Origin of the sequence: Sulfitobacter sp. EhC04, assembly GCF_001650875.1 — a bacterium.
Taxonomy (GTDB): domain Bacteria; phylum Pseudomonadota; class Alphaproteobacteria; order Rhodobacterales; family Rhodobacteraceae; genus Sulfitobacter.
The window spans coordinates 215,156-237,126 of record NZ_LXYI01000045.1; the positions used below are offsets into that span (position 1 = coordinate 215,156).

Annotated in this window: 19 protein-coding genes; 4 read left to right on the forward strand and 15 right to left on the reverse strand. The window is 64.3% G+C overall.

Annotated features, from left to right (window positions below; genetic code table 11):
* Positions 1 to 133: 133 nt before the first annotated feature.
* Genes A8B82_RS18485 through A8B82_RS18505 form a run of 5 tightly spaced genes read right to left on the reverse strand, consistent with a single transcriptional unit; the run spans position 134 to position 6,557 of the window.
* Positions 134 to 715 (reverse strand): amino acid synthesis family protein, encoded by a 582-nt coding sequence (locus tag A8B82_RS18485; RefSeq protein WP_067295741.1) that lies wholly within the window; start codon positions 713 to 715, stop codon positions 134 to 136.
* Positions 708 to 1,538, reverse strand: a complete 831-nt coding sequence (locus A8B82_RS18490; RefSeq protein WP_067295743.1) for a UPF0280 family protein — start codon at positions 1,536 to 1,538, stop codon at positions 708 to 710. Before A8B82_RS18490 ends, A8B82_RS18485 begins: the two co-directional genes overlap by 8 nt.
* A complete protein-coding gene (locus A8B82_RS18495; protein WP_067295745.1) occupies positions 1,535 to 2,968 on the reverse strand; it encodes a 6-hydroxynicotinate reductase in 1,434 nt (477 codons plus the stop codon). The genes A8B82_RS18490 and A8B82_RS18495 overlap by 4 nt, the downstream gene beginning before the upstream one ends.
* Positions 2,965 to 5,712, reverse strand: coding sequence for a molybdopterin-dependent oxidoreductase (locus A8B82_RS18500; protein ID WP_067295747.1), 2,748 nt, complete (start codon positions 5,710 to 5,712; stop codon positions 2,965 to 2,967). The genes A8B82_RS18495 and A8B82_RS18500 overlap by 4 nt, the downstream gene beginning before the upstream one ends.
* Positions 5,709 to 6,557 carry an FAD binding domain-containing protein gene (locus tag A8B82_RS18505; RefSeq protein WP_067295749.1) on the reverse strand — a complete coding sequence of 283 codons (849 nt, stop codon included), beginning with the start codon at positions 6,555 to 6,557 and terminating at the stop codon, positions 5,709 to 5,711. The genes A8B82_RS18500 and A8B82_RS18505 overlap by 4 nt, the downstream gene beginning before the upstream one ends.
* Before the next feature lie 68 nt (positions 6,558 to 6,625).
* On the opposite strand from A8B82_RS18505, the gene A8B82_RS18510 reads away from it, so the two are divergent.
* Positions 6,626 to 7,057 (forward strand): MarR family winged helix-turn-helix transcriptional regulator, encoded by a 432-nt coding sequence (locus tag A8B82_RS18510; protein ID WP_067295751.1) that lies wholly within the window; start codon positions 6,626 to 6,628, stop codon positions 7,055 to 7,057.
* 236 nt (positions 7,058 to 7,293) lie between these two features.
* Here the strand turns inward: A8B82_RS18510 and A8B82_RS18515 are convergent, their stop codons facing one another.
* The 6 genes from A8B82_RS18515 to A8B82_RS18540 form a co-directional block, all read right to left on the reverse strand.
* Positions 7,294 to 7,989 carry an ABC transporter ATP-binding protein gene (locus tag A8B82_RS18515; protein WP_067295876.1) on the reverse strand — a complete coding sequence of 232 codons (696 nt, stop codon included), beginning with the start codon at positions 7,987 to 7,989 and terminating at the stop codon, positions 7,294 to 7,296.
* Positions 7,989 to 8,681 carry an ABC transporter ATP-binding protein gene (locus A8B82_RS18520; RefSeq protein ID WP_067295753.1) on the reverse strand — a complete coding sequence of 231 codons (693 nt, stop codon included), beginning with the start codon at positions 8,679 to 8,681 and terminating at the stop codon, positions 7,989 to 7,991. Before A8B82_RS18520 ends, A8B82_RS18515 begins: the two co-directional genes overlap by 1 nt.
* Positions 8,678 to 9,622, reverse strand: a complete 945-nt coding sequence (locus A8B82_RS18525; protein ID WP_067295756.1) for a branched-chain amino acid ABC transporter permease — start codon at positions 9,620 to 9,622, stop codon at positions 8,678 to 8,680. The genes A8B82_RS18520 and A8B82_RS18525 overlap by 4 nt, the downstream gene beginning before the upstream one ends.
* A complete protein-coding gene (locus A8B82_RS18530; RefSeq protein ID WP_067295879.1) occupies positions 9,619 to 10,545 on the reverse strand; it encodes a branched-chain amino acid ABC transporter permease in 927 nt (308 codons plus the stop codon). Before A8B82_RS18530 ends, A8B82_RS18525 begins: the two co-directional genes overlap by 4 nt.
* Positions 10,546 to 10,592: 47 nt before the next feature.
* Positions 10,593 to 11,873 (reverse strand): ABC transporter substrate-binding protein, encoded by a 1,281-nt coding sequence (locus A8B82_RS18535; RefSeq protein WP_067295758.1) that lies wholly within the window; start codon positions 11,871 to 11,873, stop codon positions 10,593 to 10,595.
* 117 nt (positions 11,874 to 11,990) lie between these two features.
* Positions 11,991 to 13,367, reverse strand: a complete 1,377-nt coding sequence (locus tag A8B82_RS18540) for a hypothetical protein (protein WP_067295761.1) — start codon at positions 13,365 to 13,367, stop codon at positions 11,991 to 11,993.
* Between the two features lie 29 nt (positions 13,368 to 13,396).
* Between A8B82_RS18540 and A8B82_RS18545 the strand changes: the two genes are divergently transcribed.
* From A8B82_RS18545 to A8B82_RS18555, 3 genes are read left to right on the forward strand one after another with little or no spacing between them, the layout of a single operon-like run.
* On the forward strand, positions 13,397 to 14,167 hold the full coding sequence (locus A8B82_RS18545; protein WP_067295763.1) for a copper chaperone PCu(A)C: 771 nt from the start codon (positions 13,397 to 13,399) through the stop codon (positions 14,165 to 14,167).
* Between the two features lie 32 nt (positions 14,168 to 14,199).
* On the forward strand, positions 14,200 to 16,281 hold the full coding sequence (locus A8B82_RS18550; protein WP_268873840.1) for a hydantoinase/oxoprolinase family protein: 2,082 nt from the start codon (positions 14,200 to 14,202) through the stop codon (positions 16,279 to 16,281).
* Positions 16,278 to 17,927 (forward strand): hydantoinase B/oxoprolinase family protein, encoded by a 1,650-nt coding sequence (locus A8B82_RS18555; RefSeq protein ID WP_067295768.1) that lies wholly within the window; start codon positions 16,278 to 16,280, stop codon positions 17,925 to 17,927. The genes A8B82_RS18550 and A8B82_RS18555 overlap by 4 nt, the downstream gene beginning before the upstream one ends.
* A gap of 30 nt (positions 17,928 to 17,957) precedes the next feature.
* Here the strand turns inward: A8B82_RS18555 and A8B82_RS18560 are convergent, their stop codons facing one another.
* From A8B82_RS18560 to A8B82_RS18575, 4 genes are read right to left on the reverse strand one after another with little or no spacing between them, the layout of a single operon-like run.
* Positions 17,958 to 18,689, reverse strand: coding sequence for a peptidase (locus A8B82_RS18560; RefSeq protein ID WP_067295770.1), 732 nt, complete (start codon positions 18,687 to 18,689; stop codon positions 17,958 to 17,960).
* 32 nt (positions 18,690 to 18,721) lie between these two features.
* A complete protein-coding gene (locus A8B82_RS18565) occupies positions 18,722 to 19,522 on the reverse strand; it encodes a transglutaminase family protein (protein ID WP_067295773.1) in 801 nt (266 codons plus the stop codon).
* Positions 19,523 to 20,464 carry an alpha-E domain-containing protein gene (locus A8B82_RS18570; RefSeq protein WP_067295776.1) on the reverse strand — a complete coding sequence of 314 codons (942 nt, stop codon included), beginning with the start codon at positions 20,462 to 20,464 and terminating at the stop codon, positions 19,523 to 19,525.
* 1 nt (position 20,465) lies between these two features.
* A complete protein-coding gene (locus A8B82_RS18575; protein WP_067295778.1) occupies positions 20,466 to 21,890 on the reverse strand; it encodes a circularly permuted type 2 ATP-grasp protein in 1,425 nt (474 codons plus the stop codon).
* Positions 21,891 to 21,971: the final 81 nt, after the last annotated feature.

Below are 21,971 nucleotides of genomic sequence, written 5' to 3' on the forward strand. Positions count from 1 at the left end.
CGCGCCGGGAAAACCCTCCGACACATGAAGACATGTCAAAAATGACATGTCTTCTTTGACAGGTGTTTAGCCCGGCGCAGGTGCATCCGGCCCCATCGGACCCTTGCCAACCGCGCACCGCGCCTTTCAGCCGCTACCGCAATCCGTCATCACCCGTCACCTGCCAGACCTCCAGCCCGCCCATGCGCGAATGCACCCGCCCGCCGCAGGACATGCCAAGCGCAAAGACAATCTCGTCCGCGCGTGGCCCGTCGGGCAGGCCCACCTCGATCCCGTCGAAATGGCTGCGGACATAGGCCGCGTTGATATGGCCCAGCGGCAGGTCCAGCCTGCTGCCCACGCCACCGCGTTTCATGCAGGACGGCACAATGGCGTTCGACTGGCCCAGCAACCCGCGCATGGCATAGCCGCCCGGCACATGCCAAAGCGCGGCATGCTCCAACTCGCCGTTCTCGCCGACGATGGCCCCCTTGCCATAGCCGTCGATGCCCTCCTTGCCGCCAAGGGCTGCGATCAGGCGTTCGCTCATCTCCGCCCCCAAGGGCTTAAGATCCTCCATGGCCGGTTGCAAGTCCGGCTCATAGCGCCCGGCAAAGGGGTTCTTGACGCAGGCGACGATGGCACCCAGCTTGCGCGGGGTTTCGGGCAGCGGACCGCCGTCGTGATGCACCTCTTCCAGGATCAGTTGCATCTTGCGGATGGGAAAGTCAGGCATTTTTCAGGGCTCCTTGGGGATGGGTGACATGGGCGGTCCGGCCCGCGAGGCACAGCACCGCCTGATGAATCAATCCGCGCGCGCACAGGCTATCGGCCAGGGCCTGTCCACGCGCGAGGGCTGCGATGATTTCCGCCGTGTCCAGCGCGCCGACATCGGTGGTGACAAGCCTGTCGCCAAGGTCGCTGTCGGGGTTGAGCGCACGGGCCGGGACCCGTCTGATTGCGGGGTGATCCGGCAGATCCACGGCATTGGCGATCAGTGTCGCGGCCACATCTGCGGCGGCGGCGGTTCTGGCGGCCACGGTGACCGCATCGGCAATGCCCAGCGAATGGCTGCGCCCGCGCCAGCCGGAGGTCGCAAGCCCGCGTGACGTATCCTCGGCGGTGATGCGGATCGCGCCGGCAGGCCCCTCTGCCGAAATGTCCTGCCCCGATTCCAGGTGAAACGCCACGTCGCCGCCATTGTTGACATAGATCTTCTCGGCGGGGTGGCGGGCAAGAATGGCCGCCAGAACCTCGTCCGCCACCGAGCCCGCCACCGCCGCCATCGGCGTGACAAAGGTATCGTCATAGGGCCGGACCGCCTGCACCATGCGCCGCGCAACCGGGTCCTTGACCCTTGTTCCCGGGTCAATCGGTCTGCGCAAAATAGGCAATTCCGCCACCAGCCCCGAAAGCAGGGTCTGAAACCGCGCCTGTGCCGTTGCATAGCAGGCCGTGGCATCGCCGCCGAGCACCTCGATGATCAGGTCGATGGGGCCATGGTTCAGGTGCAACCGCCGCCCGTCCGGCAGGATATGCGCCTGTGGGTCCGTGCTCACGCCCCGTCCCCCAGCACCCGCGAGGCGCGCCCGTATTCACCACCCCGTGCCAGCACGTCCTCAAGGTCGCGCACTGACGCGCCATGCCCGCCAAGCGCCTCGTAGTCTGCGCGCCGCACGGTGAATTCCAGCGGGGCCACCAGCGCCGGTGTCGGCACATAGCCGAAGGCCCCCGCAGGCACCTGGGTGACATCCACCATCACTGTGATCCCGCCGCCCGGCCAGCGATAGGTCGGCGCGCCGCCGATGGTGACGCGGGTGCGGTCCTGCTTCACCGAATTGGTCAGGTGGATCGGGTTGCGCGTGACGCCCGAGCGCAGCGAACCGCCCGCGCCCCCCATGAACAACACGGTACAAAGGGCAGGCTCGCAATTTTCCGCAATCAGATCGACAGAGGGTTGCAGCGCGGCGGGCATCGGCTGCGGTTGCGGTTCCAGATTGTCATCCAACACGAAATAGGCCGCGTGTTCGCCGGTGGTCGACACCATCAGCAGGCTGAGCCCCGGCCGCGCGCCCTTGGCCGCGCGCCAGGGGCCGAGGATGTGCAGCGGATCGTCGATGTCGGTGCCGCCCCAGCCCATGCCCGGTTCTGCCACCTTGAAATACCGCCCCGGCGTGGAGCGTCTGCCGTTGATCTTGATCCCGGTCTCGGGCCAGTCGATCACCTTGCCCGCCTGATGTTCCGACACGACTCCGGTGATGTGGTCATCCACCACGACCACCTCGTCCACCAGCCCCTGCCACTGCACCGCGAACATGCCGATGGTGGCCGAGCCGCAGCCAACCCGCATCCGGCTTTCCTGCTTGCCATCCACGATGGGGGCCGCACCTGCCTGCACCACCACATGCGATCCGCCGTCGATGGTCAGTTCAACCGCCTCTCCGTTGCACAGGCGCAGCAGCGTGTCGCAGGTCACGCGCCCTTCGGCCTTTTCCCCGCCCGTCAGGTGATCGACCCCGCCAAGAGACAGCATTTGCGAGCCGTATTCAGAGGTCATCACATGACCCACCGCCTCGCTCTTTGCGCGCACGGTTGCGGCCTCCGGTCCCAGGTGCCGATCCGTGTCGATCTTTACCTTGACCCCGCAATAGGAAAAGATCGCCTCCGTCACCACGGTGACAAAATCCACCCCCTCTATGTCACGGCTGACGATGAAGGGGGCCGGTTTGTAATCGGGGTATGTGGTCCCTGCCCCGATGGCAGAGACAATCACATCATCGCCCGAGGCCGATGCCCCGTCCCAGTCTGCGGCGAGAAAGGGTTTGACCGCGTCGCCCTTGGCGATGCGCCGGTCCAGGATGGTCAGGGGATCGCAGCGGATGATCTGCCCGTTCTCGTTGGCATAGCGGTCGCAGGCCCCGGCGCGGCCTTCGGCGATGTAACACATGACCGGGCAGGCATCGCAGCGGATCTTCTCTGGCTTGGTCATTGGCGTGACGCCTTGATCGCGGCCAGCACGCGATGGGGCAATGCCGGCACTTTGGTGATTTTCGCCCCCGAGGCATCGCGGATCGCATTCAGGATCGCGGGTGCAGTCGGGATCAGCACATGTTCGCCCAGCCCCTTGGCCCCCATCGGCCCCTCCGGGTCCGGCTTTTCGATCAGGATCGAAGTCACGGGCGGCATGTCCCCGATGGTGGGGATCAGGTAATTGTGCAGGTTCTCGGTCTGCCCCGGCAGGTATTCCTCCATCAGCGCCAGCCCAAGACCCTGGGCGATGCCGCCCTCGATCTGGCCTTCGGCCAGCAGCGGGTTGATGGCACGGCCCAGGTCGTGGGCGGCAACGATGTGGCGGGTTTTCACGGTGCCAAGGGCCATATCCACCTCGACCTCGGCCATCTGCGCGCCGTAGCCATAAAGCGCATAGGGCGTGCCCTGCCCCTCCGCATCCAGCCCGGTGGTATGCGGATCATAGGTTTCCTCGGCAGCGATGACATAGCCGTTTGCGTCCGGGTCCATGTCCGACAGGCCGATCTCGCGGGTCTGTGTGCCATGGGTCACGGTCAAGCGGCCCTCGTGCAGGGTCATCCGGTCTGCCCCGGCCAGATTGGTCAGGCGCAGGATCGCGGCGCGCAGCGCATGCCCCGCCGCCACAGCCGCACGCCCGGTGATGAAGGTCTGGCGCGAGGCCGAGGTCTTGCCACAATCAGGCGTCAGGGCGGTGTCCGGGCCGATGATGTCGATGGCGTCGATGGCGATGCCGATGGCATCCGCCGCAATCTGGGTGATGACGGTGTTCGAGCCCTGCCCGATGTCCGTGGCCCCCTGATGCAGCTTCAACCGCCCGTCGCGGGTAATGCCAATGCGAATGGTCGAGGGGTTGGACAACCCCGTATTGCCGCAGCCATACCAGCAAGAGGCCAGCCCGATGCCGCGTTTGCGCGTCGCGGAGGTGGCGTTGAACGCTGCGACCTCGCGCTGCGCCTGTTCCCAATGTGGCTGCAGTGCCTCAAGGCATTCCACCAGCCCAACGGATTGCATCACCTGCCCGCAAGGTGACGTGTCCCCATCGCGCAGCGCATTGCGCAGCCGAAAGGCCAGACGGTCCATCCCGCAGGCCAGTGCCAGTTCGTCATAAAGCATTTCCTGGGCGATGGCGGCCTGCGGCACGCCAAAACCGCGAAAGGCACCCGAGGTCGGACCATGGCTATGCACCGCGCGGCTGGTGGCGCGGTAATGCGGCGTGAAGTAGGGGCCGGAGGCATGGACCGGCACCCGCACGGCCACAGTCGGACCCCAGCTGGCATAGGCCCCGGTGTTGAAGTCGCCGTGAAAGGTCATGCCGGTGATCTGGCCCCCGGCATCGGCCCCGATGGTCGCCTCCATCGTGCCGGGATGGCGTTTGGTGCTGGCCTGCATGGATTCCGTGCGGCTGAACACCATGCGGCAGGGCCTGCCGGTTTTCAGCACCGCCAGCCCCAGCAGCGGTTGCAGAGTTACGTCCAGCTTGGCACCGAACCCGCCCCCCGCCGCCGAAGGGATGATGCGCAGCCGGTCATGTGACAGGCCCAGCACCCGCGCCGTATCTTCCAGATCCATCACCGGGGCCTGGGTGCAGGCCTGTATCACCAGCGTATCGCCCTCCATCCAGGCCGCCCCGGCCTCGGGCTCGATATAGGCGTGTTCGACATAGGATGTTTCGAACCGCCCCGTCACCACATGGGCCGACGCCGCCAGCGCGGCATCCGGTGTGCCACAGGCCACGCGGCCCCGGATCAGGGTGTTTTCAGGCCGGTCGCCATGCAGCAGCGGTGCATCCACGGCGGCCCCTTCCTCCGCTGTCAGGGCATGGGGCAGCGGCGACCAGGTCACGGGAAAGCTGTCCAGATCAAGCGGTTCGACCACCTCTGCCGCGCCGACCACCAGTGCCACAGCCTCGCCCCGGTAGCGGGCGACCTTTTCGGCAAGGGCCGGCTGATCGGCCAGCGGCGGGATCACGCCATAGCGGTTCTCGCCCCTGATGTCGGCGGCGGTGATCACGCAGGCGATGCCGGGCCTCTGCGCGGCCCAGCTTTCGGCGTCGCCCAACGTAAAGGCCGCGTGATAATGCGGGCTGCGCACTGCGCGGACCAAAAGCGCGCCCTCGGGTGCATAATCCGCGCCAAAAACCTCTGTCCCGTCCACCTTGCGCTGTCCGTCGAGGCGGGGAATCGCTTGGCCCACGGCAGCGCCTGCCAGCGGAGAGGTCTGCACCTGCGCAGGCGTCGTGGCAGCCATGACCGCCGAGATGATCTTGCGATAGCCGGTGCAACGGCACAGCACCCCGGCAAGCGCATCCTCGACCTGCGCCTCGTCGGGTGCGGGCGTTTCGCGCAGCAATTCCATTGCCGCCATCATCAGACCGGGCGTGCAGATGCCACATTGCGCGGCCCCCTTGGCAAGAAACGCCTGCTGAAGCTGCGCCCGCAGCACCGGTTCCGCCGTTTCCAGGGTTTCGACCACGCGGCCATCGGCCTGTATCGCGGGGACAAGGCAGGCACATTCCTGTCGCCCGTCGATCAACACCGTGCAGGCCCCGCAATCGCCCGCATCACAGCCGATCTTGACGCTTTTCAGGTTCAGGTCCTCGCGCAGCACTTCCGACAGGCGGCGGCCCGGCGCGGTATCGACAGTACGGGGCTTGCCGCTGATGTTCAGGGTGATCTTCTGGCCCTTGGTCCTGTGGATATTCATGCCGGTTCCTCCAGTCGCAGCGCCGCCAGGGTGCGGCGCAGCAGTTCGGCGGCCCCGATGCTGCGATAGCCAGCGGTGGCGCGCATGTCGTCCATCGGGCGCAGCGCGGTGGCGACATCGCGGTCTGCGATCAATGCGGGGTCCAATGGTTTGCCGATCAGCGCCGCCTCCACCTCTGGCAGGCGCGTGGCGACCGGCCCGCAGGACCCGACGGCCAGTGCGACATGGGTGATGACCCCCTCACGCACAACGATCCGCGTGGCGGTCATCGCGATGGAAATCACCAGGTAATGCCGCGCGCCCAGTTTCAGGAAATGTCCCTGCCCTGCCAGCGCCGCCTCGGGGATCAGAACGGCGGTCACCATTTCACCCGGGCCAAGTGCCGTCTGGCGCGGCCCCGTGATGAAATCGGCCAGCGCAAGGAGGCGAGTGCCACTGGCCGAGGCCACCTCGACCACCGCATCCAGCGTCAGCAAGGGCGGCACCCCATCCGCCGCAGGCGAGGCATTGCACAGATTGCCCGCAATCGTGCCCCGGTTCTGGATTTGCTTCGCGCCCACCTCGCGCGCCGCCAGCCGTAGCCCGTCGCAGGCAGGCGGCAGATCGGCGCAGATCAGATCGGACCAGGTGGTCACCGCACCGATTCGCAGGCCCGCATCTGTCCAGGTGATTCCACGCAGGTCGCGAATGCCGGTGATGTCCAGGATGGACCCGCCAAGCGCCTTGTGCCGGGTTGTCGGAAACAGATCAGTACAGCCCGCCGCAATACGGCAATCGCCCTGCGCCAGAAGGGCAAGGGCACCTTCCAAAGTGTGCGGGCGGTGATAGCGGGCGGTATCGGTCATGGCAGTCCCGATTGTTGGTGTACAAGCAGATGTTGCGGGAGCCCGCGCAAACTGTCAATAATTTCCCTATGGGTGAAACAGAGATCACGGATCAGGCCTATCAACTGTCCACACAGGTTGGATTCAACCTGCGCCGGGCAAACCAGCGGCATGTGGCGATCTTTGCGCGCCATGTGGATGGGTTGACGCCAACGCAATTCGCCACCCTGGCGCGGCTGTTCGAACAGGGCCCGCTGTCGCAGAACAGGCTGGGCCGGGAGACTGCGATGGACAGCGCCACCATCAAGGGCGTGGTGGGGCGGCTGAAGGCAAAGGGCCTCGTGACCTCGCGGCCGGACCTGAACGATCAGCGGCTGCGGCTGGTGGAGCTGACCGCCGAAGGCAAGGCGCAGTTCGAACGCGCCGAGGCACAGGCGCTGGCCGCACGGGCCGAGACCATAGCCCCCCTGAGCGCCGCGGAAGCGGCCTTGTTCGAAGCGCTGCTGGCCAAACTGGTTTAACCTTTCAGTCGCCGCTATGCTGCATCTCGACCCAAACGGTCACAAAGGCTGCAAGACATCGTTTTCTTTGAAGAAAACGGCTCGGAATTTTTGAAAATTCCGCCTTCTATACCCCGCTTATTTCACGAACACCGGCCAGTCGCCACGCAGCAACCCGGTGTCCACCACGTCGCGGTCCTGGCTGCACATCGTTTTCTTTGAAGAAAACGGTCCGGAATTTTTGAAAATTCCGGCTTCTACACCCCCACGTATTTCTCGAACAACCGCCGGTCACCGCGCAGCAGGTCGGTTTCCACCACGTCGCGGCCATGGCCATTCTCGATAAAGGCGACCCGGTCGGCAATCGACAGCACCGCTTCGATCCGCTGCTCCACCAGTATGATCGCCACCCCCGCCGCGCGCAGCTTTTCCACCGTTTCGCGGATCAGCTGGATCATCGACGGCTGCAAGCCCTCTGTCGGCTCGTCCAGCAACAGCACCTGCGGCTCCAGGCAGAGCGCGCGTGCCGTGGCCAGCATCTGCTGCTCACCGCCCGACAGGGTTTCGGCCCGCTGGTCCAGCCGTTCGCGCAGGCGCGGGAACATGTCCAGCACCCGTTCGCGGGTCTCGGCCCCGCGGCCCCTTGTCATCAACCCGATCTGGATATTCTCGGCCACCGTCATTTCAGTGAACAGCCGCCTGCCCTGCGGGATATATCCGATGCCCTGGCGCGGCACCTCATGTGCGGGCAGCGTGCTGATCGACGCGCCTTCCAATGTGATGGCCCCGCCGCTCAGCGGCAGCAGGCCCATGATCGCCTTCATCGCCGTGGATTTGCCCGCGCCATTGCGCCCCATCAGGCACAGGACCTCACCGGCGCGGACCTCAAGGCTGAAGTCAAACAGGACCTGGATCGGGCCATAACCGGTGGATATCTGGTCGAGCTTCAGCATCATCCGGTCCCCAGGTAGGCGTCTTGCACCGCGCGGTTGGCGTGGATTTCGACCGGCGTGCCGGAGGCCAGGATCGCGCCCATGTCCAGCACCGTGATCCGGTCCGCCAGCGCCATCACCACATTCATGTTGTGCTCGATCAACAGGATGGTGGTTTCCCCGGCAAGTTCGCGGATCAGGGCGTTGAAGCCTTCAATCTCGCTTTCCGCCAACCCCTGGGTCGGTTCATCCAGGATCAGCAGCCGGGGCTTCTGCGCCACGCCCATGGCGATTTCCAGCAGCCGCTGGTGGCCATAGGCCAGATCGCCGGTCATCTGGTCGGCGCGGTCGGCCAATCCGACCCGGTCGAGGGCGGCCAGCGCCGCCGCCCGGTCCCGGCTGCGCAGGGCCAGCGCAAGATTGTCGGCAAGCGAGAGCCGCGCATAGACCGCCGTGATCTGGAAGGTATAGGCCATGCCGCGCCGGATGCGCGCATGGGCGGCCAGCGCGGTGACATTCTGCCCGTCAAACCAGACCTCGCCCGCGCTGGCGGGGATCCGGCCCGAAATCATGCCGACAAAGGTGCTTTTGCCCGCGCCGTTTGGCCCGATCAGCGCGTGGACCTCGCCCTGCGGCAGGGCGAAATCGACCCCGTCGACCGCAGTCAGCCCGCCGTAAATCCGCGTCAGCCCCTTTGTCTCAAGCAGGATCATGGCAGCCACGCCACCCAGCGTTTGCGGATCTCACCGACCAGCCCCAGCCGCGCAAACAGCGTCAGCAGGACCAGAACCACCCCCGCAATAAGCATATAGGCATTGGTCAGCCCGCTGGAATAGTCGATCAGATAGAACATGAAGAGCGTGCCGACCAATGGCCCGATGGTGGTGCCCGCCCCGCCCAGCAGCACCCAGAGCAGCGGAAAGATCGAATATTGGACCGAAGTGAACGTCGCCCCGACATAGCCGAACAGCACCGCATAGCCCGCCCCTGCGGCCCCCGAGATGGTGCCGGAGATGATGACCGCCGCCAGCTTGTGCCGGAACACGTCATAGCCCAGCATCCGGGTGCGTTCCTCGTTCTCGCGCACGCCGATCAGCACGCTGCCAAAGCTCACCTGCATCATCCGCGCGGTGATCAGCAAGGCGGCGGAAAACAGCACCAGGGCGGCAAGGTAGCGCGTTGTCGGCTGCGTCAGGTCCAGTCCCGCGATCTGGCGCGCCGACTGGGCGATGACAAACCCCTCGTCGCCACGCGTCCAGGCTCCGAAGTAGAGCACCGTCAGATAGCCCGCCTGCGCAAACATCAGCGTCACGATCATGAAGGCGACCCCGATGGTGCGCAGCGCCAGCATGGCAACCACCGCAGACAGGACAGCCGCGCAGATCAGCGCGACCACAAAGGCCGGGATCACCCCCAGCCCGCCATATTGCATCGCCAGCCCCAGCCCGTACATGCCCGCGCCAAAGAACATCGCGTGCCCCAGGCTCAGCAGCCCGGTATAGCCAAACAGCACGTTATAGCCGATGGCGTATGTCGCCAGCACCATGATCCGCGCAAGGTTGCCCTGATGATAGCTGGGCAGCACGAAGGCCAGCACAAACAGCAGCGCGATCAATCCCAGATGCAGCAGGGTGGAACGGGTGCCGATGCTCATGCCGGTTTCTTTCCGAACAGGCCCTGTGGGCGGAACACCAGTACCAGCGCCACCAGCAAGGTTGCGATGATCTTGGCCAGTGTCGGGCTGAGAAAGACCGAGATGATGCCGTCCGACATGCCGATCAGCACCGCCGCGACCACCGTGCCGCGCACCGATCCCAGCCCGCCGATGATCACCACGATAAAGCTCAGCAGCAGCGGGTCATGGCCCATCAGGTAATGCGCCTGCTGGATCGGCACGATCAGCACGGCGGCAAGGGCGGCCAGCCCGGCCCCAAGGCCAAAGACAATGGAATAGACCCGCGACACCGGGATGCCAAATGCCAGTGCGGTTTCGCGGTCCAACTGCGTGGCGCGCATGATCAGCCCCGCCTTGCTGCGGGTCATGATCAGCCAGAACGCCAGCAGGATCGCGATCGCCGCCCCGATCACAAAAAGCTTGTAGCTGTTGGTGCTCAGCCCCCAGGGGTAGAACATGGCAAGGCCGTTTTCGCCCCATTCGAACCAGGGCAGCGCGATGCGGTGGCTGAAGGGTGGCTCAACGGGCCGCGCCTCCGGGCCATAGGTCATCAGCGCGGTCTGTTGCAGGATGTAGAGCACCCCGATGGTGCCGACGATGGTCGCTTCGGGGTCGTATTTCACCGGCTTCAGGATCAGACGATCCACCAGCACCGCCACCAGCCCGGCAATCACCGGAGCCAGCGCCAGCGCGGCAACAAAGCCTACCGCCGGATGTCCGCCGATGGAGGTGGCGACAAACCACGCGATCACCGCCCCCAGCATGAAGAATTCGCCATGTGCCACGTTCACAACGCGCATCACGCCGAACACCAGGCTAAGGCCAAGCGCCGTGAGGGCCAGCACCGCAGCGCCAACGGCGCCTTCCAGCATGGCAAGTAGAAGGTGAGGTCCGAAATCCATAAATATCAGCATATTGCGCCGGGATGTTAAACCCCGGCGCCTGGCCCTTAAAAGGACATGGTCGTGTAATCGACTTCATCGGGATAAAGCGTATCCTCGATCGAAGTCGTGTGCACCTTGACCAGTTTGCCGTCCTCGACCTTCGAGATGTACTGCACTCCAAAGACCTGGTGCGTCTTGCCGTTAAAGCGCTTTGGCCCCTGCGGGTGTGCATCGCCTTCGGGCATATCGGTCATCGCCTCGACCGCCTCGATCAGCTTCGCGCGGTCTGCGGGCCCCTGGTAATCGGCGGCTTCCATCCCGGCCTTGATGATGTGCAGGGTTTCCCAACAGCCGAACATATGGGCATAGGTCGATACGTCCTTGGGGTCCGACACCGACGCACCGTTTGCATCGACCCCCACGGCCTCGCGGAACATCTTGTCATGGCTGGTCTGGTCTTCCTGCGCGTAGCGCGGGTTGCCCTCCCAGAAATAGGTGCCTTCCAGGAATTCCAGCCCCGGCGAGGCCAGATCAACCGCTTCGAGCGAGTCGATAAAGCCGAAAATCTCCGGCCGCGAGGGGCCAAAGAACTCGCCCAGCTCCTTGACGAAGGTCAGGACGGCGGGGCCGACCATGACGTGATAAATCACTTCCGTGTCGCGCGGGATCTTGGGGAAATACTTGGTGAACGAAGTTTCGGTTGGCGGGATCGCGATCTGCTCCAGCACCTCGCCGCCCTGCGCCTCGATGGCGGCTGTGAAATAGTCGCGGTGATCATGGCCGAACGCAAAATCGGGATAGATCATCGTGACTTTCTTGCCCAGATTCTCCGACACGTAAGGGGCCATCGCCTGCACCTGGCTTTTCACATCCGTAATACCGGGTTGCAGGGTATAGCGGTTGAGCATGCCGCTGGCGACGTGATGCCCTTCCGAGACCACGAAATAGGGCAGCTTCAGCTCGCCCGCTGCCGGGGCAGAGCCGATCACCACATGTGAGAACAGCGTGCCAAAGGCCACGTCGCAACCCGACTGGTTCGCGAATTTCTCCAGCACTTCCGCGCCGCGCTTGGGGTCGGTGCCGTCATCCTCGGCCACGATCTCCACCGGGCGGCCATTGATGCCGCCGGCGTCGTTGATCATCTTGACGGCGGCTTCGGTGGTGCGCCCGTACCAGCGGCCATAGGCGGCGCCAATGCCGGTCGAATGCTGCTGAAACCCGATCTTGATCGGCGCGCTTGATTGCGCGCTGGCAAAGCGGGCGGCCAGCGGTGCGGCGGCCAGAAGCCCCCCGGCGGCAGCACCTTTCAGCACGGTACGGCGATTTGTCATCAGTTTACGTGTCATTCCAACTCTCCCTGTTGGGCGGGACCATTTGCGGTTTCCCGTTTTAGTCCCTGAATGTTGTTTGCATACATGCAATTTGTCCAGAATTTTCTGAACCGCGCATTTCGATACCGCGATTCATGCGCCTTTTGGCGCGGCCAGCAACCACAAACCGAGCATTGTGTAGGCGATCATGAAGATCGACAGCGGCAAGGTGCCCATGGCCGCGCGCCGCCCCTCTCCGAACAGCCGCAGCGCGATGCGGTGCGACAGCAGCACCGACCAGACATGCCCCAGCACCACAAGCCCCGCCTGCGTTGTCCAGATCAGGCGCACCGTGTCGATGCTGTTGAAAAACCCGGTGGTAACACGGAACGGCTCGATGCCCAGCCAGTCTGCCCCGCGTGCGAAGGGATCGCTGAGGGCGGCGACGGTATATTGGATCTGGACCAGAAAGGCGGTGAGGTAATGGGCGATGTGATAGACCAGCGCAATAGGCAAAAGGCTCAGCGCCAGCCAGCCGAAGGCATGGGCAAAGCGGACTTCTGCCCGTGCAAGGCGCATCCCCAGCCAGACCGCGAGGGCAAAGACGCCCAGCAGCGCGCCAAATGCCAGTGCCAGCCCGGTCAGCGTCTGCACCACCACGGCGGAGCGGCCCGGAAACTCCAATGGGTTCACACCGATCCAACCCAGCCACCAGAAGGTCCCGTTCAGCCCGTCGAAACTGCCCACGGCCAGCAGGGTCAGGGCAAAGACCCCTGCGGCTGGTGCGGGCGTATCTGCCAACAGCCGCCAGCCCGGACCGCCCAGCCCGGCCCGCCCCGTGAGGCGCAGCGGGGCGAGGCTGGCAAAGGCCGCAAAGATCGCATGCCCCAGTTCGGCGTGGTGTTGCCAGCGCGGCCCGCACAGGATCATGCCCGCAAAGGTCACGACCCAATAGATTGCCACAAACCGCGCCAGCCGCGCGGGATCGTCGGGCGCGATATCGGCCAGCAGGAAGGCAGCATAGCCCAGCAGCAGTGCCACGGCGGGCCAAAGCCCCAGCCGCTCGGGCAAGGGGGACAGGGGGCGCAACGGCCCCAGCAGATGGTAGAGCCCGGTCCAGGGGTTGATCCAGTGCCAAAGGTTGCCGAACACCCCCGACAGGCTGACCGCCGCCACCCAACCCAGCGTCCAGAAGCCAAGCGGCATCAGGTTTGACAACGGGTCGCGCGGCCCGGTGAACCCGAGGTAGAGCACAAATAACAGGCAGATCAGCGAGAAAACGCTGCTTACCTGCTGCGCGCGCTCAAAACGCAGCGGTGCAAGGCGGCGATGTGCGAAGAGCCCCCTCACCGCGCCGCCGGGCAGCGCAAACAGCGCCAGCACCGTCAGTGTTACCGCCGCCACTCCTGCCGCCGTATAGACTTCGGTGGGCAGCAGCAGGACAAACCCCTGCTCCGACACATGCGCCTGTGCGGCGACGGGCAGCAGCGCGCCCAGCTTGACGCCTATGACGATCTCACGCAGTCTCATGGCGGCACTCTGGCGACGGGAAACGGGATTTGAAAGCGGCTTTTGTTCTTGCGGCCCTTGTGGCGCTGTCCGGGGTGATCTGGCTGGCGGGCATTGGCGGTGCCGCCTCGAAACTGCTGATCGAGAATGCGGTGGCCCAACCTGTGGACGATAGCCATCTTGGCGCATTCCTGAGCATCGACAACCAGGGCGCGCCCGACCGGCTGATGGCGGTCACCAGCCCGGTGGCAGAGGTGACACTGTACAGCCCGGCCAGCGCAGATGGCCTGCCGGTGCCTACTGGCCACTCCTCCCTCGCGCTGGACGCGGCCCATGTCAGCATCCGCCAACCCGAAATTCCGTTTGCGCACGGTGCCCTCGTCCCGCTTGTCCTGACCTTCGCCAAGGCCGGTGACGTGACCGTCAAGGCCCGGATGTCGGACCCGGCACAGGCCGGTGCCGCGGGCGAAGTCGGCCTGTTCGGCATGGGCGACATCTGCGTTGTGGGGGGCGGAGAACCGGCACCTGAGATCGCGATTGACGCCCTGCCCGACGGCGACGGCTGGCAAGTGCGGATCACGGCCCGCGACTTCACCTTTTCCGAAGACCTGATGGGCCTCTACCACGTGCCCGGCACCGGCCACGGCCATATTTACGTGGGCGGGATGAAGCTGGGACGGCTCTTTGCGCCGGAATACCACATCGGCCCCCTGCCCGCAGGCACCCACGAAATCCGGGTGACGCTGAACACCAACGACCACCGCGCCTATGTGGTGGGCGACACGCCGGTCACCGCCAGCACCATCATAACGGTTGACTAAACCCGGCGCTTCGCGATTTTATTGGTACACAAGTGAGTTTGGCGAAAGGCACCGGCGTGGAACACTCCGAAACAAGGGGCAGCATCATCGGCGTGGATGTCGGCGGCACCTTTACCGATCTGGTGATGGTGGACAGCGCAAGCGGCACCATGCGCATCGCCAAGACACCGACAACCCTGGACAATCAGGCCTTTGGCGTGCTGGCGGCCCTGGAACAGGCCGAGGTCGATCTGGCGGATGTGGGCCTGATCGTGCATGGCACCACCACCACCACCAACGCGGTGCTGGAACGCAAACTGTCGCGCACCGGGCTGATTACCACGGCAGGCTTCCGCGACGTGCTGGAACTGGGGCGGCGCACCCGCCCGCAGGCTTACGGGATGAAAGGACAATTCACCCCGATCATCCCCCGCGACCTGCGGCTGGAAGTACCCGAACGGATGGATGCGCAGGGCAATGTGCTGACCCCGCTGGATGAGGGTGCTTTGCGCGCCGCGATCAAACAGTTGATCGCCGAAGGCTGCGAGGCGCTGGTGATCCACTTCCTTCATGCCTATGCCAATCCGGCGCATGAGCTGCGCGCCGCCGAGATCGCCGCCGAAGTCTGGCCAAACGCCTATATCACCACCGGCCACAGCCTGCTGTCGGAAAGCCGGGAGTTCGAGCGCGGCGTGACGGCGGCGGTCAATGCCTCTGTCCAGCCGCTGCTGGAACGCTATGTGGCGCGGCTGCGCGACGAACTGGCGGCCAAAGGGTATCGCGGCGACGTGCTGGTGATGAACGGCAATGGCGGCATGGTGTCCTCGAAACTGGTTGCGCGGGAGGCGGCAAAAACCGTGATGTCCGGCCCTGCCTCTGGCGTGATGGCCGCCGCCTATACCGGCAGGCGCGCGGGCGAGCCGAACCTGCTGACCTATGACATGGGCGGCACCAGCACCGATGTGGCGCTGATCCGCGACGGCACGCCGCCGGTCTCGAACGAGATCGAGGTCGAATATGCCATGCCGATCCATGTGCCCATGGTGGACGTGCGCACCGTGGGGGCCGGGGGCGGTTCCATCGCGCGGGTCAATGCGGCGGGGCTGCTGGAGGTCGGACCGGAAAGCGCCGGGGCCGATCCCGGCCCGATCTGCTATGGCAAGGGCGGCACAAGGCCCACGATTTCGGATGCCAATATGCTGCTGGGTCGTCTGAACACCGACAAGCTGAACGCGGTGGCGGGCGGCGTCGGGATGGACGACCTTGCCGCGATCTTTGCCCGTGAGTTGGGCGCGCCGCTCGGCGTCGATGCCCATGGCGCCGCCGAAGCCGTGATCCGCATGGCCAATGCCAAGATGGCAGGCGCAATCCGCATGGTGTCGCTGTCGCTGGGCGCTGATCCGCGCGACTTTGCCCTCTTCGCCTTTGGCGGTGCAGGGCCGCTGCATGCCGCCGCCCTTGCCCGCGAGTTGGGTGTGCCGCGTGTGTTGGTCCCTGCGCGCCCCGGCATCACCAATGCGCTGGGCTGCGCCGTGGCGGACCTGCGCCATGATTTCGTGCAAACCCTGAACCAGCCGCTGGACGATCTGGACCTGACGACGCTGCACGCCGCTTTTGCCGACCAACTGGCCGAGGGTCAGGCCGCGCTGGCGCGCGAGAATGTCACCGTCACCGGTGTCGAACATCATTTCAGCGCCAACATGCAGTTTCTGGGGCAAAGCCATGTGGTGCGGGTGCCGCTGGAGGATGCAACACCTTCGGCGGAGACCCTGCGGGACCGTTTCAACGCGGTCTATTGGCAGCGGTTCAAGGTGGACCTGCCGGAGATCCGCGCGCGGATCGTGAACGTAAACTGCTCGGTCATCGGGGTCTGCGCACCCGTGGACCTGTCGCTGCTGATCGACGCGGGCGGCAGGCAAGCCAGCGCCACGCCGACGGGCCACCGCACCGTCCATTTCGATGGCAGCCCTCATGATACGCCGGTCTACTGGCGCGACCATCTGCCATCGGATGTGACGCTGGACGGTCCCGCCATCATCGAACAGCTGGACTGCACCACGCTGATCCCGCCGGGTGACCGGGTGACCGGCGGCGTTGACGGCAACCTGATGATCCATATCGGAGCGGCGACATGAGCAGTATCGACCCCATCACCCTTTCGGTCATCCAGGCCGGGCTGCAACAGGTCTGTGACGAGATGGATCTGAGCTTTTCCCGCGCCGCCTTTTCCCCCGTGATCGCAGAGGCGAACGACCGTTCCGACGGGATCTATGCCGCCGAGGATGGCGCGCTGATCGCGCAGGGCGCGGGTGGCTTGCCGGTCTTTGTCGGCACCATGCAATATTCCACCCGCACGCTGATCGAGATGATTGCCGCAGGCACCGCCGCCGCGCCGCAGCCCGATGACATCTACATCGTGAACGACCCCTATCTGGGCGGCACGCACCTGATGGACGTCCGCTTTGCCCGGCCCTTCTATCGCAACGGCGAAATCTTCTGCTGGCTGAGTAACACGGGGCATTGGCCCGACACGGGCGGTGCCGTGCCGGGCGGCTTTTCGGCCTCGGCCACCAGCGTCGAACAGGAAGGGCTGCGCCTGCCCCCCGTGCGCCTGTTCAAGCAGGGTGTGCTGGACCCGGAGATCTATGCCATCATCTGCTCCAACATCCGGGTCGCCGACCAGCGTATCGGTGACGTCAAAGCGCAGGCCGCCGCGCTGATGGTGGGAGAGGAACGGCTGAACGCGCTGCTGGACCGTTACGGCGACGACGTGGTGCGCACGGCGATTGCCGAACTGCGCACGCGGGCCGAGGCGCAGATGCGCAGCCTGATCGACGAGATCGCTGAGGGGGAATATACCTCAACCGCCTGGATCGACAGCGACGGCGTGGTGAACGAACCGCTGGCGATCCGGCTGAAGATCACCAAGACGCCGGGCCACCTGACCTTTGATTTTGCAGGCAGCAGCCCGCCCTGCATGGGGCCGATGAATTCAGTGCTCGCCACCACTTTGTCCTCGGTCTATCTCGCGATGCGCCATATCTTTCCGCAGGTGCCGATCAGCGCGGGCGCTTTCGAACCGCTGGAGGTGATCCGCCCGGTCGGGACCTTCCTTGACGCGCAATACCCGCGCCCGGTGTCAGGCTGCGCGGCCGAGGTCAGCCAGCGCATCGCCGAAGCCGTCTTTGCCGCGCTGGTCGAGGCGCTGCCGCACCGCGTCACCGCCGCCCCCGCAGGCACCAGCGGCAATTTCGCGCTGGGCGGCCATGACCCGATGACGGGGCGCGATTTCGTGATGTACCAGCTTTCGGGCGGCGGCTATGGCGGCAATGCGGACCATGACGGCATCGCCAACGGCTGTTCGACCATCGGCATCTCCAAAGCCCCCCCGGTCGAGATCATGGAGCAGAATTTTCCGGTGCTCTACCACCGCTATGCCCTGCGCGAGGGGTCAGGCGGTGCGGGGCGGCATCGCGGCGGTCTGGGACTGGACTATGAGTTGGAACTCAGGCGCGGTGACGCGCGGGCCAGTTTCGTGATGGACCATGGACGCTTCGGCCCCCAGGGCGCGCTGGGCGGTGCGGATGGTGCGGTGAACGAGGTCGAGGTCTGGCGCGATGGTGTGAAATACATCCCCGAACACCTGTCCAAAGAACAGGATATCGCGCTGAAAGCAGGCGACCGGGTGCGGGTGAAAACCCCCGGCGGCGGCGGTTTCGGCAAGGCGGAGGACCGCGACCCGGTGCTCAGCGCCGAGGATGAAAGATTGGGCCGGACCTAGTCCGCGCCTTGCGCCACCCTGCCCGCCCCGTCAGACCGAATAGCTGGGCAAAAGCTGGAACGCATCGCGCAGCGCGTCGCCCCAACCGGTCGAGATGGATTGATACACCGGATCGTCCTTGTCCACGCGCTTTTGCCGAGAGGTGTCGAAGGAATCCGTCTCATACACCATCAGATCAAAGGGCAGCCCCACCGACAGGTTCGACTTCACTGTCGAATCGAACGAGACCAGCAAGAGTTTGATTGCCTCTTCAAAACCCATGTTCCTGTCATAGGCCCGCACGAGGATTGGTTTGCCATATTTCGTCTCGCCGATCTGAAAGAACGGCGTGTCATCGGTGATCTCGATGAAATTGCCCTGGGGGTAGACCAGGAATACCGTGGGCGGCCCCGCCCCGATCTGTCCGCCGACAATGACCGAGGCGGCAAATTGGTCATCCGATGTCTGCCCGCTGGGCGAACTGTCCACGATCACTTCCTTGAGGGTTGCGCCCACGAGGCGGGCCACCTGAAACATGGTGGTCTGACGCAGGATGCTGGGGTCACGGTCCTCGGGCGACTTGGAGCGTTCCTCAAGCAGGCTGATCATCGCCTGGGTGGTGGCCAGGTTGCCAGCGGTCATGATGGTGATGACCCGTTCGCCCGGCGTGGACCAGGTGAACATCTTTTTGCTGGTTGCAAAGTTATCGACACCTGCGCTGGTGCGGGTATCCGACATAAAGACGAGACCCTTGTTGATCCGCATCCCGATGCAATAGGTCATCCGATTTTCCGATTTTGAGGTTCAGTGCAGAACTACTGCTGCACCTGCAAAGATACAATCAATTCTTCCTCTGCCGACCCCAGCCGCAGCCCTTCGATCGGCGAGGCATCGCGCGCGTCGCGCCCGATGGCGATGCGCACATAGCGTTCATCCGGCGAATAGCCGTTGGAGATGTCGAAACCGACCCAGCCCAGCCCGTCCACATGGGCCTCCGCCCAGGCGTGGGTGGCATCCTGATCCACCCGGTCGTTCATCATCAGGTAGCCGCTGACATAACGCGCCGGAATGCCCGCCACCCGCGCCGCCGAGATGAAGATCTGCGCATGATCCTGACAGACCCCGCCGCCGCCACTGGTCAGCGCCTCTTCGGCGGTGGTGTGGCTATGGGTGTTGCCCAGCACATATGGCACCCGTTCCAGGATCGCGGCGGACAGCCCATGCAGCCCGTCCAGCGGATTGTCATATCCCGCCAACAGCCCCGCGATGTCGCGGATTGCGGGGCCGGGTGTCGTTGGCAAGGTCGGCTCCCTGAAATGCCACAGTGGCGCACGGGTATAGACCTGACCCATCACGCCATCGGCGCTTTTGGTATCAACCGTGCCAGACGCCTTGATCGACAGCGCCTGCCCGCCGGGGTCGAGGCTGACCAGATCGACGTGGTTGCCGTAATGGTCAAGGTACTGGTTTTCCAGCTTGCCGCCGCTGATCACGATATTCCAATCGGCGACGTCCTGCACCACGCAGGACAGCGGACGCAGGCGCACCTTTTGCAGCGCGTAGCTGACCGGCGCGCTGTAGAGGTATTTGGTGGTGTGGCTGATCTGGATCTGCATCTATCCGGTGAACCTGTAATCCTGCTCGATCTGCTGTGCAAGCCGGGCGGTGTCGTCGATCACCGTCTCGACAAACTCGTGCAACCCTTCTTCAAAGATCGACCCGATGTCGCGCCCCTTGAGACGCGCCAGCAGTTGCTCGGCCAGATCGTTGGATGGTTTGCGGGCCTTGTATTCATCCGCCAGCAAGCCGAGATTCGCGGCGATCTGGGTGGCGCAGAAATTCAGCGACCTTGGCATGCGGGAATCGAGGATCAGGAAATTCGCGATGGCGGGGGCGGTAAAGTCGTCTTCCACCGCCCAGCGAAACGACCGATGCGCCGAGACCGAGCGCAGCACGGTTTCCCATTGCACATTGTCCAGCCGGCTGCCGACAAAGGACGGCGACGGCAACAGCGAATAGTATTTCACGTCGATGATGCGCGCGGTGCTGTCCATCCGCTCTATCGCAATGCCGAGGCTGCAGAAATCATAGATGTCATTGCGCAGCATTGTCCCGTGCAACGCCCCGCGCACCAGCGCCGCCTGTTGCCGGATCACGGCAAGAACCCCCGGCACTTCGGTCTCCGGCACGGGGTTCTTCAACAGCTCCGAAAACATCATCCAGGTGTCGTTGACCGCATACCAGACCTCGGTGGTCAGCGCGGTGCGGGTCAGCCGCGCATTGTCGCGGGCGGCCTTGATGATCGACAGGACCGAACTGGGGTTATGCGCCTCGCGCAGCAGGAAATTGATCACCTGGCTGCTGTCGTACCCCTCGTGATGCGCCTCGTAGGTGTCCTGACTGGCCGAGGTGACGATCACCGATTTCCATTCCGCTTCCGCGTGGTTGGACCGGGTCAGCGCGATGCGGAACCCCGCCTCTATCAGTCGGGCGATATTCTCTGCCCGCTCAAGATAGCGGAACATCCAGTACAATCCACCTGCGGTTTTTCCAAGCATATCAGTCGTCCAGAACCCAGGTGTCTTTGGTGCCGCCGCCCTGGCTGGAGTTCACCACCAGCGATCCCGCCTGCAGCGCCACCCGCGTCAGACCGCCGGGCGTGATGTTGATACCCTTGGGCGAGACCAGCGCAAAGGGGCGCAGATCGACGTGCCGGGGAGCCAACCCGCTTTCGGTAAAGATCGGCACGGTGGACAGGGCCAATGTGGGCTGAGCGATATAGTTGTCGGGCCGCGCGCGCAGTTTATCGGCAAAGGCGGCGATTTCCGCCTTGCTGGCGGCGGGCCCCACGAGCATCCCGTAACCGCCCGATCCATGGACCTCCTTCACCACCAGATCCGCGAGGTTATCAAGCACGTATTTCAGGCTGTCAGGCTCTGAACACCGGTGCGTCTCCACGTTCTTCAGGATGGCCCGTTCGCCGGTATAGAATTCAACGATGTCGGGCATGTAGCTATAGATCGCCTTGTCATCCGCGACGCCGGTGCCGGGGGCATTGGCGATGGTAATATTGCCCGCGCGGTAGACATCCATGATCCCCGGCACCCCCAGCATGGAGGCGGGGTTGAACGTCAACGGATCGAGGAATTCGTCATCGACCCGGCGGTAGATCACGTCGATCACCTTGTAGCCTTGCGTGGTGCGCATGGTGATATGGCCATCCACGACCCTCAGGTCATGCCCCTCCACCAGTTCCACGCCCATTTGATCGGCAAGGAAACTATGTTCGTAATAGGCAGAGTTGAATATCCCCGGCGTCAGCACCGCCACACAGGGCCGTCCGGTGCAGGAAGCCGGTGCCGATGCCTCAAGCGCGCGGCGCAGGTTCTTGGGGTAGTCGCTGACCGGCTGCACCCGGATTGTGCTGAAAAGTTCGGGGAACATCTGCAACATGGTCTCGCGGTTTTCCAGCATGTAGCTGACACCGGAAGGCGTGCGCGCATTGTCCTCAAGAACAAAGAAGTCGTCCTCGCCCGTGCGCACCATATCTGTCCCCACGATATGGGTGTAGACGCCGCCCGGCGGGGTAAAGTCCATCATCTGCGGCAAAAAGGCGTCGTTGCGCGCGATCAGCTCCGTCGGAATGATCCCTGCCCGCAGAATTTCCTGCCGGTTGTAGATGTCATGCAGAAAGGCGTTCAGCGCCGCGACACGCTGCTCGATCCCGCGCGACAGCTTGGTCCACTCCCGGCTCGACAGGATGCGCGGGATCAGATCGAAGGGGATCAGCCGTTCCTCGGCATCCGCCTGACCATAGACGTTGAAGGTGATCCCGGTGCGGCGAAAGAACGCCTCTGCCTCGGCAGCCTTTTGCGCAAGGCGCTGGTTGTCCTGTGCCGAAAACCACGCATCGTAATAGTCATATGGGGGACGCGCCCCGGCGTCTGACCGCATTTCATTGAAGGGAAAGACTTTTGAATTCATAGGTAAAACATATGCCAAACCTGCCGTCTGGCAATCTTGCACGTGAAATCTGCCCCACAGGCTTGCCCAAAACATCGCCGT